Origin of the sequence: Synechococcus sp. W55.2 (genome assembly GCF_047461635.1) — a bacterium.
In the GTDB taxonomy this organism is placed as follows: domain Bacteria; phylum Cyanobacteriota; class Cyanobacteriia; order Thermostichales; family Thermostichaceae; genus Thermostichus.
Map to the genome: position 1 here is coordinate 1 of NZ_JANSHM010000085.1, position 10,565 is coordinate 10,565.

Genomic DNA, 10,565 nt, shown 5'->3' on the forward strand with positions numbered 1-10,565 from the left:
ATCTAAAAAAACCAACTTCATCCTCTTTCCTCTATAAATTATTCTCTCTATCCTAACATAAGATCAACACGACCTAGTCCACTCAGCCAGACACTGCCATAGGTGGCCAGACCCACCCCTACCAACCGCAACAGAGGGCCGCGCAGGGAAACCAGGAAAAACCTTTGCAGGGGTCGCGTTTGCGGGAAAAGGCCCAAGCTCACCTCGACTCCGCCCACCCACAGGCTAATTTGCACCAGGCGTAGCAGGCGAATTTGCAGCTCCAAGTAGGATTCCTGCCGTTTGCGTCCGGCCTGTTGTTCGACTAAGACGGGATCCACACCCGACTGCTCTTCCCCCGCTAGGTGCTCCTGTACCTCTGCTTGGATGGCCTGGTATTCCGTCTGCAGGGCAGCGCGTTTTTGCTGCAGTCGTCGCCGTTCTCGCTGACAAAGCTGGCTCAGGCTGCCCGCCACGGCCAAGATGCCGAGGGCAATCACCGCTTGGCGGCGCAAAAATGGCGGCTGCCGTTCCCGTTGCGAGGTGCGCAGCGCTTCCTCGACAATGCCGGCTACTTGCTCAGCCCAGTCCATGGGTTGGGCGCCCTGGAATTGGGCATCGAGGGAGGTGATGGTCAGCAAATGTCGCCCATTCACCCGGATAACAGGCTGGTTGGTCTGGCCGTCTAGGGTGACTTCAACCTGCAGCGCCTCTGGATCGAATCCGGCGCTGGCCAACTGGTGCAGGGTTTGTTCAATGGAGCGCACCCGCTGCGACACCGGAGGCAGGCTGCCGGGATCCCCCTGCGGTGCGGTAACCACGAACAAACGCCGCCCATCCAGCGTCACGGCCTCCGCCTGGATAGAAGAGGTGGGGAGGCTAAGCGCTTGCCGCAGCTCTTCTAGGGCATCCAAACGGTTGAGCAAAGGCAGGTTGGAGGTGGTGCCGTTGTTTTCGGCAGCTTCCTGCCCCCATGCGGGCCCGCCTATGGGGGATAGGGCAAAAGATGCACCGAAAAGGAGAGGCCACAACAGGGATCCCGTTTTCCTCGGCTTCGGCCTGCCTACTGTTCCCGTCAGCGGTGCGGGGCACCATTCGCAGCTTCGCAGCATGAGCCGTTTGCGTCAGCGGTGCAGAACACTTTAACGCCTCACTCCAGAAAGAAGAAAGCAATCCCGAGGATGGCATAGGTGGCCAAGAGCAGTAGCCCTTCCAGCCAGTTGGAGCGCCCATCGCTGCTGACGGAATTGATCAGCAGCACCGAGACTGCAATGGCCACCAACTCCACCATGCCGAAGTTAAAGTTCATGGGCTGATGCAGCACATCCCCGGCCAGCACCAGCAGGGGTGCCACAAACAGGGCAATCTGCATCGTCGAGCCCAGCGCCACCGAGAAGGAGAGATCCATCTTGTCTTTCATGGCCACCGTGATCGCCGTCGCATGCTCTGCCGCGTTGCCGATGATCGGCAACAAAATCACCCCCATAAACAGCGGCGTCATGTGAAAGTGTTCCAGCGTATCCTCTAGGGTGCTCACCAACAGTTCCGACTCCAGCGCCACCAGCACCGTCAACCCCAAGAGGATCAGCACCCAAAACCCCAAACCGGCCCGCTCAGGTGGAGCCGTCAGCACTTGGGGAATGGATCCTTCCGCCTGCAAAACCGGATTGGGGGCCAGGCGATTGGCCGCCTCATCTTCTGCGGCTTCTGCTTCGTGAAGGGCGTAGAGGTAACTGTGGGTTTTGAGGGAAAACAGCAAAGTGAGACCGTAAACCCCAATCAGCACCAGGGCTACTGCCGTGGACAGCTCTTGGATGGGGATCTCCCCCAAGTTGGCATCGGTGTAGGTGACCACGCTGGGCAGGATCAAGGCCACCACCGCCAGGTTCATCACCGAGGCATTCATGCGGGCCACCTCGGGTCGAAAGCTCTGCTCTCGAAACTTGATCCCGCCCAAAAACATGGCCAAGCCGGCCACCAGGAGCAGGTTACTGATGATCGCGCCGGTGATGGAGGCTTTTACCACATCCACCAACCCCGCCCGCAGTGCCACCAAGCCGATGATCAACTCCGCTGCATTGCCAAAGGTGGCGTTGATCAGCCCCCCGACTGTCGGCCCTGTCAAGGCCGCGATCTCTTCCGTGGCCTGACCCATAAACTTCGCCAAGGCCACCACCGCCAAAGCCGCACAGAGGAAAACCAGGTTGGGATCCCAGCCCCGGAAGTGCCCCACCCAAGATAGGGGAACCCCCAACAGCAGCAGGAACATTATGCTGTTCAGACCTCTCTGCCAACCTGATGCAGAGCGATCCGGGGAAATCAAAGGATTTGCATTAGCCAGGGTCATGGTTCACAAGGGGAAAATAAGGTAGCGAGGCTGTTTGGGTTTCGGGGATCCGCGCCCCCTATGGCCAGAGGCGGCCACCATGAGGCCATCTCCAAAAGTCTAGCGGCTGCGAGGGGAGGTTGGATAGGTGCTGCTGGCTAGAGGGAGATAACCCGGTTGCGCTGCAACTGCCGGGCGATCTCGGCTCCCAGGTGATCGACCAGACGCTGGGGATCGGCGATTTTCAAAAAACTGCTGCCCTCTACCTCAAAGGGAAAGGATCCCTCGATGCCGTCGCGGGGGAGTTGTACCAGCAGCAATTGTTCAGGGCGCTTCGATTGCAGGGCATAGCCCAACTCCAGACAGACCTGAGGGCTGGGTAGGGGACGCCCCCGGCCATTCACCTGCACAGGGGTTACATCGGCCACCACCAGCAGCGCGTGCTTGAGCTTGCGAATCAAGGCCGCATCGATGAGCGGGGTCTCAGCCTCAGCGGGAAGGGATCCCTGCAGCTGCAGGGGCACGACCGGTCTGTGGTCGCGATTGAGAGCCTCCACCACGGCTTGCAATGCCCGGTACAGAGTGGCGCTGGAGTTGGGGTAATCCGATTGGCCGCAGAAGTAGATGACCGGCTCGGTCATGTTCAGGGTGGCCCGCTTATTAAAGTAGATCTCACGGCTGATCAAATCGAGGTTGGAGATGCTGTAGGCGCCGCTGCCTTCGATGTAAAACTCCACCAGCTCTCCTTCCAGGTAGCGCTGCCACCATACGGAAGCCTTCACCTGCTCCACATCGTCGAGAAAGTCGGCCCGCATCGCCGTTTTCAAGAGGCCGGTACGGCTTAGGCGCAGGTCGGGGGCCCTCTGTTGGACTTGAGAAGCAGACAACACCGAATCCAAATACCAGGCTTTCAGGACGATGATCGCCATGGGATCCCTCTGCGCTCAGCCTTAAAGGTACGTGACATACTCCCACACTCATGCTGACGCAAAGCGCTCCGCGCCGCCAAAGCGAGAGAGTGCAGGCTTCAAGGACTCCGTCCCGCTGACAGGAAGAGTGGCCCGCGCTCTGTCCGCAGGACGAGCGCCGGGAGGATGTCACTCCTCTGTCCAGAAACGCTCGGAAAGATATTTGTCAGCCCCGTCGCAAAAGATGGTCACCACCACTCCAGAGGAGAGCTGACGGGCCACCTCTAGGGCTGCCACCACATTGGCGCCGGCAGAGATGCCCACCAGCAGGCCTTCTTCCAACGCCAAGCGCTTGACCATTTTCTGGGCTGCTTCTGTGGAGATCTCAATGTGCTGGTCAGGCAGGGTGGGATCGTAAATCTCGGGTTTTAGAGCTGTGGCCATGTGCTTGAGCCCTTCCAGGCCATGGAAGGGAGAGTCGGGCTGCATGGCAATGATTTGGATATCCGGGCGATACTCTCGCAGGCGCCGCCCCACCCCCATACAGGTGCCGCTGGTGCCTAGCCCGGTAACAAAATGGGTGACCTGCCCCTGGGTTTGCTCCCAAATCTCCACCCCAGTGGTTTCGTAGTGGGCTTGCCAGTTGGCGGGGTTGCTGTACTGGTCAGGGTAGAAATAAAGCTCGGGGTTTTCCGCATAGAGGGCGCGGGCTTTCTCGATGGCCCCATCGGATCCCAGAGCGGGATCCGTCAGAACCAAGTCCACGCCATAGGCAGCCAGGATCTTCTTGCGCTCCGGGCTGGCGTTGGCGGGAAGAGCCAGCTTGACCTTGTAGCCCAAGGCCGCCCCGATCCAGGCATAGGCGATGCCGGTGTTACCGCTGGTGGCATCCAGGATGATCTTGCCGGGGGTAAGCTTGCCCTGGCGTTCGCCAGCGCGAATCATGTTGAGGGCCGGGCGATCCTTGACTGAACCCCCAGGGTTGTACCACTCTGCCTTGCCATATACCCGTACCGATTCCGGCAAATCGGCAGCAACCCGCCGCAGACGGATCAGCGGCGTCCCCCCCACCAGCTCAATAGGGCTATCCACAGCAGGGAGTAACGGGCGAGAAGAAAATGCAGTCGGATACAAGGGGGATCCCTCGCTAGACAGGCATCGGCTGGACAACCATTGCTCATCTTACCCCGGTCTTTCCGGCCTCTTGGGAGCTTTTTAGTTTCCCCCTCCTGCCCAAGTTCTGGCTAGGCTCCAAGTAGGCTCTAAGATGGGGGTAGAAAAGTGGGATTTTCCCACAGCAGGATGACGCGGAGGGGCATGGCAGAAATTGGGATTGTGACTGCCCAGCAGTTTGATCGGCGACGGGGCCAGATCCATGTCTACGACGGCGAGGGCAAAGGCAAGTCCCAGGCGGCCCTAGGGGTTGTGCTGCGTTCCATTGGCTTGGGGATCGAAAAGGCGGCCCCCAGCCGGGTGTTGCTGGTGCGGTTTCTCAAGGGGCCAGGCCGAACCTATGCTGAGGATGCGGCCATTGCGGCTCTGCAGCGAGGCTTCCCCCATCTCATCGATCAATTGCGCACCGGGCGGGGAGAGTTTTTTGGCCCAGACGAGATCACCAAGTTTGACCGTCAGGAGGCCCGCCGTGGCTGGGACGTGGCCAAAGGGGCTTTGGCGTCGGGGTTTTACTCGGTGGTGGTGCTGGATGAGCTCAACCCGGTGCTGGATCTGGGCCTGTTGCCTGTGGAGGAGGTGGTCAGTACCCTCAAGCAAAAGCCGGAGGCCATGGAGGTGATCATCACCGGGCGCGGCGCTCCCAAGGAAATTATCGACCTGGCGGATTTGCACTCGGAAATGCGCAGTGTCCGGCGGGCGACGGATCCCCAAAACGGCCAACCCCCTTGCAGCGGCATCGAGATCTACACCGGCAACGGCAAGGGAAAATCCACCAGCGCTCTGGGTCGGGCTCTGCAGGCGATTGGACGCGGCATCAGTAAGGATCTCTCCCATCGTGTACTGATCATGCAATGGCTGAAGGGGGGAACGGGCTACACCGAGGATGCAGCCATTCGGGCCCTGCGGGAAAGCTACCCCGATTTGGTGGATCACCAGCGCTGCGGTCGGGATGCCATTGTCTGGCGGGGCAAACAACAGGAAATCGACTATGTAGAAGCGGAGCGGGGCTGGGAGTTGGCACGGGCGGCCATCGCTTCTGGCCTGTACAAAACCATCATCTTGGATGAGTTGAACCCGACGGTGGATCTGGAGCTGCTGGACGTGGAGCCGATTGTCCAGGCTTTGCTGCGCAAGCCGCGGGACACGGAGATCATCATCACGGGGCGGTGCCATGCCCCCTTACCTTACTTTGAGCTGGCCTCTGTCCACTCGGAAATGGTGAGCCACAAGCACTATGCCGAGCAGGGGGCCGATCTGCGGCGCGGGGTGGACTATTGATGGGATCCTTCGCAGCGTTCTCAGCCAATTCTGCTCTCTCTTGGCCTCCAGACCCTAGGACTCTGGCCCAGTTGTTGCTCACCCTTTTCCAGACGGAAGTGTGGGTGGAGGGAGGGGAGCGTGTTCCTGCTGGCCCGCTGGTGGTGGTGAGCAATCACCGCAGTTTTCTGGATGCACCGGTGCTGATCGCGGGGTTGGACCGACCGATTCGCTTTGCCTGCCATTACTACCTGGCTCAGGTGCCGCTGCTGCGGGAAATCGCCCTGGCTTTGGACTGCATTCCCCTCAAGCAGGGATCCCGACAGCAAATCCATTTTTTTCGCCAGGCGCAGGCCAGTTTGGCAGCGGGGGTAGGTGTGGGGATCTTCCCAGAAGGGGCGGAGCAGATCACCCGTGAGACCTCGCCTGGGGAGGTGGGGCGGTTTCAGCCAGGTTTTGCCCACCTGGCGCTGGCGGCAGCGGTGGATCCCTTGCCGATTCTGCCGGTGGCGGTGTGGGCGCAGGAAGAATGGCGGGGAGTAGATATTCCTATGGCTTTTTTCCGCTGGTTTGACCCCACTGAACCCCGATTTCAACAGGAAGGGGGACATCCGGTGGTGTTGTATCGGCGGGTGGTGCTCAGGGTGGGATCCCCCCTTTGGGTGAGTGGCCAGCAGCGCCATGGATCGCGACGCGAGCGAATGCAGGTCATTCAAGAGCTAACTGCAGCAGCCCGAGAACAAGTGCGATTGGGATTGGCAGGGGGATGGAGAAGTTGAGAAGTGAGCCGACTGCTTCCAGTTTGGTTAGTCTGACAACAAGGGCAGGTGGTCAGGAGCGGCCCCTGCTGCTGTATTTGCCCGGTATGGATGGCACAGGTACGTTGTTTTACCGGCAGGCGCAGGCTCTGCAGCGGGAGTTTCGCATTCGCTCCCTGAGTTTGAACCACCCGGAAGCGGGGGATAGCTGGGAAACCCTGGCCGATTGGGTGGGATCCCAGCTAGAAGCGGGGGCGTACTTGTGTGGAGAATCCTTTGGGGCCTGCCTGGCCTTGTTGGTGGCCGCCCAATGGCCGGAACGGTGCCGCGGCCTCATTTTGGTCAATCCGGCCTCGTCGCTGCGACGTAGGCCCTGGTGGTGGGCAGGGCATGTTCTCCTGCCTTTTTTGCCACCGGGGCTCTATCACCAGTTGTCGGAGCGGGGGTTGGGGGTTTTGGCGGAGCTCAGCCAAATGGAGCCGCCGGATCGGGAGCGGCTGCGCCAGGCAGTTCACAGTGTTGAACCCACAGTAGCTGCTCGGCGCTTGGCTTTGCTGGGATCCTTTGCTGTGGAGAAGCTGCCTCTGGAGTCGATGACCCTGCCAACTTTGCTGGTGGCAGGGGGGCGGGATCGCCTGTTGCCCTCGGTGCAGGAGGTGGGCTGGCTGGCGGAACGGCTGCCCCAGGCGCAGGTAGAAATCTCGCCCCAGAGCGGCCACGCTTGCCTGCTGGAGCGGCGGATGAACCTGCGGCGTTACCTGCTCAAGCCGGATGGCCTTTTTGCCCCTCTGCTGCTCAATTCTGCTTCGGCCCATTGAGCATGGACAGGGATCCCCACAGATCTTCTATCCGCTCTGGGCAGGAGCTATCCTTCCCCTCTCGATCCAGCCAAAGGGCTCGCAAGCCTGCTGCTTTTGCCCCCTGATAATCGTCGCGGCGGCTGTCGCCAATGTGGCCGGCGGCTGCGGGGGGGATCCCGTGGGCGGCCAGGGCAGCTTGGAAGATGCGAGGATCGGGCTTGGCATAGCCCACTTGGGTGGAGAGGGTGAGGGTGGAAAAGTAGGGATCCAACTGCAACTGCTGCAGCACCCTAGGCAAGCGGCTGTCGAAGTTGGAGATCACCCCCAGCCGGATCCCTTCCTGCTGCAGGGCCCGCAAAGCCGGCAGCGTCTCGGGATACAGCTCCCAGGGATCCGCCCCGGCAAAGTGCTCAAACAATTGGGCGAAAAAGTCTTCAAACCGGTGCTCTCCGAAGGCAGCCAGGGATCCCACCCGGGCAAAAGTCTCCCGCACCACCTGGCGCCACCAGGTCCGCTCCCACTCCCGCAAAGGGGATCCCGTCAATCCTGGGCAGGCCGGGGCTGGAGCCTGGGCAAAAACTTGGCCAAAAGCGCGATCCAAGGCCTGGGGATCCACCCTTACCCCATACTCCGCTGCCACCTGGCTGTAAACCTGGCCCACGCTGCCCCGCACCCGAAACAAAGTGCCCACAGCGTCGAAAAAGAGCACCCTCAGCTTCACGACTGCCCCTCGTAGCGGGCGTAGGCATCGACAATCCGCTGCACCAGAGGGTGGCGCACCACATCCCGCTGGTCGAAGTAGCAAAAGGCAACCCCCTCTACCCCTGTCAGAATACGCTCTGCCGCTGCCAGGCCGGACATGCGATGTTTGCCCAGATCCGTTTGGGTGAGATCCCCGGTAACCACCATGCGCGACCGGAACCCCAGCCGGGTAAGGGCCATCTTCATCTGCTCAGGGGTGGTGTTCTGGGCTTCGTCCAAAATGATGAAGGCATTGCTCAAAGTACGGCCTCGCATATAGGCCAGCGGCGCCACCTCGATCACCCCCTGCTCCATCAACTGCGGCAGCTTGGCTGGGTCAATAAACTCGAATAGGGCATCGTAAAGGGGCCGCAGATAGGGATCCACCTTTTCCACCAGATCCCCCGGCAAAAACCCCAGTTTTTCTCCCGCCTCCACAGCCGGGCGAGTCAAGATCAAACGCTCGTACTCCCGGTTTTGTAGGGCAGCAATGGCCACAACGGCAGCCAGATAGGTTTTTCCTGTGCCCGCCGGTCCAATGCCAAAGCAGAGGTCGTGGGTGCGAATGGCTCGCACGTACTCCTGTTGGCGGGGCGTTTTCGGTCGGATAAGCTCCCCTTTGCGGGTGCGGGCCAAAATCCCTGCTTGTGCTTGCTGGTAGGCGGCAACCTCTTGTCCGGAGAGGGCGCGAAAAGCTTGCTCTGCATCGATCACAGTGACGGGGTGCCCAGTTTGCCAAAGCGGCCTCAGCAATTCTAGCCATTGCCGCACCTGCTGCCGCTGTTGGGGAGTGCCTTTCAGGTACAGGTCTTGTCCGCGCAGCGTTACAGAAGCACCGCTGGAGCGACTGATCCACCTCAGGTTGGCCTCCTGAGTGCCCGCCAAAGACATGGCCTGTTGAGGATTGGACAGAGAGATGACTTCGAAATCAGAAGAGAGGGAAGTAGGGTTGTCGTGCATGCCGTGGGCGCCGGGCACCCTGGGAGACCTGTAGGGGTGATCTTACCAAAAACGCTTGTCAGGGCGCTCTGGGCTGTGGAAAGCCGCTGCAGAGCCCAGGGGTCGAGCGCAAGAGTGCTTAACAGGGGATTACACCATTAATGTGTTCCAAAATACAAGCTTCTGGAAGATCTGCAGCAAACCTGGATTTGGGTTCTGGCCTTCATTCGCAGCCAAGTCACAGGGAATTAACAACTCCCTAAGGTTCCCTAAAAAAGTATTGCAAAGGGCTATCTTTTCGGGAATAGCTTTTATTCATCAAGTAACGTTGATCTATCTGCTAAAGGAGCTTGAACTCCCAGTCTCTCGTCGGTCGGGCAAGAGCTTGAGGTTTTCAACTCCGTTGGTCATCGTGCATCTGACATTCTCTACCCAGCAGGGGAGATGTGGATAGGTTGGTCTCTTACAACCCTTCCCTAGACACATTTTTGGGATCCCTGCGGCTCCTCAATCTCTGGGGAGGGAGCCCATCCTTTCTGGAGTCATTTTGAAAAATCAGATGGAAAAAGGAGAGATAGATGTTTACCCAATCTGCGTCTGATACCCTGGGGTTGGCACAACTGGATTTGGCGCAAATTCCGCGGCAGATCACCTGCGATGGCAGTGACTTGGATTGGAGCCAGGCCCTGGCCATCGAAGGGATCCAACCTGAAGAAGAAGCTTTACAGGCTTGGATGGCTTTCCGTGACCTGCGGGTGAACCAAGAGGCGGGCAACATTTTACGCTGGCAAGGGCGTCCGTTGCGGGCCAGCCGTATCCGCTTTTTCCCCAGGAATGTGGCTTGGCGCTATGGCTTCTCGTTTTCCACCAGCATCCGCTCGCCCCTTGGCAAAGGGATCCCGACCCCTGAGGAGTGGCGCTACCCGGGCCTCTGCCGCTACGGGATTGTGCTGTTTCAACCCAACGCCCAACTGGTGGCCCATCAGGTTTTCGAGTCCTCGCCAGAGCAGCCCCAAGAGGTGGATCTGGATCCCAACCTGGATATTGCCTTCAACATCAATGACGCCAAGGGCAGCTACGGCGACAATAGCGGCAGCTTCGATATTTACCTGCAGGTGGTGAGCTAGACTCACCCAACCCCAGGAGGGATCCCGGCTGATCGCGATAGCGGGACGGAGTCTTTGCAGGGCGGGTCAGGGGGCAGTTGCCGGGTGGGATCCCATCCCCTACAATGAGTGAACTGGTGGCTGGATCCCAGCTTGCCATTGCCCTTCCTAGCCCTGGAGAGGTGGCTGAGTGGTCGAAAGCGGCTTCCTGCTAAGAAGTTACGGGGCCCAAAAGCTCCGTCGAGGGTTCGAATCCCTCCCTCTCCGTCCATATTTGCTGACCAAGGTTGTTGACGTCCTCTGCGCGCCGTTAGCTTACTTCCCCATAGCGGTAGGGCGGGGCTTTTCTCAGTAGCTCGGGCGTCTCAGACTAACCTGAAACGACCATAGAGGCCAACTCCGCTACCAGTCATGGGTCGTGGAAGCAGGAAGAAATCAGAGCATGACTCTAGTCAATAATAAGCTCAGTCAATAATAAGCTCAACTATACTGAAAATAATGTATATAATATGTTCAGTACGGATTACTACCAGTTGATCTTTCTGTTTACTTTCGAGTCTGCCAACATGGTAGCCAAA

The 10,565-nt window shown here is 59.4% G+C and carries 10 protein-coding genes and 1 tRNA gene; 5 read left to right on the forward strand and 6 right to left on the reverse strand.

All coding sequences use genetic code 11. The features are described from left to right. Window positions 1–47: 47 nt before the first annotated feature. From NW828_RS12805 to NW828_RS12820, 4 genes are all read right to left on the reverse strand, one after another. Window positions 48–1,091 (reverse strand): hypothetical protein, encoded by a 1,044-nt coding sequence (locus NW828_RS12805; protein ID WP_414384256.1) that lies wholly within the window; start codon window positions 1,089–1,091, stop codon window positions 48–50. Between the two features lie 38 nt (window positions 1,092–1,129). Then, entirely contained in the window at window positions 1,130–2,248 is a 1,119-nt protein-coding gene (cax, locus tag NW828_RS12810) for a calcium/proton exchanger (RefSeq protein ID WP_414384258.1), read from the reverse strand. A 215-nt stretch (window positions 2,249–2,463) separates the two neighbouring features. Further along, window positions 2,464–3,234, reverse strand: coding sequence for a hypothetical protein (locus NW828_RS12815; protein ID WP_414384260.1), 771 nt, complete (start codon window positions 3,232–3,234; stop codon window positions 2,464–2,466). A 168-nt stretch (window positions 3,235–3,402) separates the two neighbouring features. Continuing rightward, a complete protein-coding gene (locus NW828_RS12820) occupies window positions 3,403–4,347 on the reverse strand; it encodes a PLP-dependent cysteine synthase family protein (RefSeq protein WP_148202762.1) in 945 nt (314 codons plus the stop codon). A gap of 168 nt (window positions 4,348–4,515) precedes the next feature. Here NW828_RS12820 and NW828_RS12825 point away from each other — a divergent pair, with 168 nt between their 5' ends. The 3 genes from NW828_RS12825 (at window position 4,516) to NW828_RS12835 (ending at window position 7,219) form a co-directional block, all read left to right on the forward strand. Continuing rightward, window positions 4,516–5,664 (forward strand): cob(I)yrinic acid a,c-diamide adenosyltransferase, encoded by a 1,149-nt coding sequence (locus NW828_RS12825; protein ID WP_041436711.1) that lies wholly within the window; start codon window positions 4,516–4,518, stop codon window positions 5,662–5,664. 71 nt (window positions 5,665–5,735) lie between these two features. Then, window positions 5,736–6,422, forward strand: a complete 687-nt coding sequence (locus NW828_RS12830; RefSeq protein WP_414384262.1) for a lysophospholipid acyltransferase family protein — start codon at window positions 5,736–5,738, stop codon at window positions 6,420–6,422. Continuing rightward, a complete protein-coding gene (locus NW828_RS12835) occupies window positions 6,410–7,219 on the forward strand; it encodes an alpha/beta fold hydrolase (RefSeq protein WP_414384264.1) in 810 nt (269 codons plus the stop codon). The genes NW828_RS12830 and NW828_RS12835 overlap by 13 nt, the downstream gene beginning before the upstream one ends. Here NW828_RS12835 and NW828_RS12840 read toward each other — a convergent pair. Beyond that, the gene (locus tag NW828_RS12840; RefSeq protein ID WP_011433888.1) at window positions 7,197–7,922 is read right to left on the reverse strand and encodes an HAD-IA family hydrolase; all 726 of its coding nucleotides are present in this window, start codon (window positions 7,920–7,922) and stop codon (window positions 7,197–7,199) included. The genes NW828_RS12835 and NW828_RS12840 overlap by 23 nt on opposite strands. Next, window positions 7,919–8,902, reverse strand: a complete 984-nt coding sequence (locus NW828_RS12845; RefSeq protein WP_011433889.1) for a PhoH family protein — start codon at window positions 8,900–8,902, stop codon at window positions 7,919–7,921. The genes NW828_RS12840 and NW828_RS12845 overlap by 4 nt, the downstream gene beginning before the upstream one ends. Before the next feature lie 557 nt (window positions 8,903–9,459). Here NW828_RS12845 and NW828_RS12850 point away from each other — a divergent pair. Together NW828_RS12850 and NW828_RS12855 are read left to right on the forward strand one after the other, a co-directional pair. Beyond that, complete coding sequence (locus NW828_RS12850; RefSeq protein WP_011433891.1) at window positions 9,460–10,008, forward strand: hypothetical protein; 549 nt, start codon at window positions 9,460–9,462, stop codon at window positions 10,006–10,008. A gap of 155 nt (window positions 10,009–10,163) precedes the next feature. Next, window positions 10,164–10,254: transfer RNA gene (locus tag NW828_RS12855), tRNA-Ser, on the forward strand. Window positions 10,255–10,565 lie beyond the last annotated feature (311 nt).

Coding starts and splice junctions, on each gene's coding strand:
- NW828_RS12815 (WP_414384260.1), bottom strand. CDS start 3,234: ATGGCGATCATCGTCCTGAAAGCCTGGTATTTGGATTCGGTGTTGTCT.
- NW828_RS12835 (WP_414384264.1), top strand. CDS start 6,410: ATGGAGAAGTTGAGAAGTGAGCCGACTGCTTCCAGTTTGGTTAGTCTG.
- cax (WP_414384258.1), bottom strand. CDS start 2,248: ATGTTCCTGCTGCTGTTGGGGGTTCCCCTATCTTGGGTGGGGCACTTC.
- NW828_RS12805 (WP_414384256.1), bottom strand. CDS start 1,091: ATGCTGCGAAGCTGCGAATGGTGCCCCGCACCGCTGACGGGAACAGTA.
- NW828_RS12825 (WP_041436711.1), top strand. CDS start 4,516: ATGACGCGGAGGGGCATGGCAGAAATTGGGATTGTGACTGCCCAGCAG.
- NW828_RS12850 (WP_011433891.1), top strand. CDS start 9,460: ATGTTTACCCAATCTGCGTCTGATACCCTGGGGTTGGCACAACTGGAT.
- NW828_RS12845 (WP_011433889.1), bottom strand. CDS start 8,902: ATGCACGACAACCCTACTTCCCTCTCTTCTGATTTCGAAGTCATCTCT.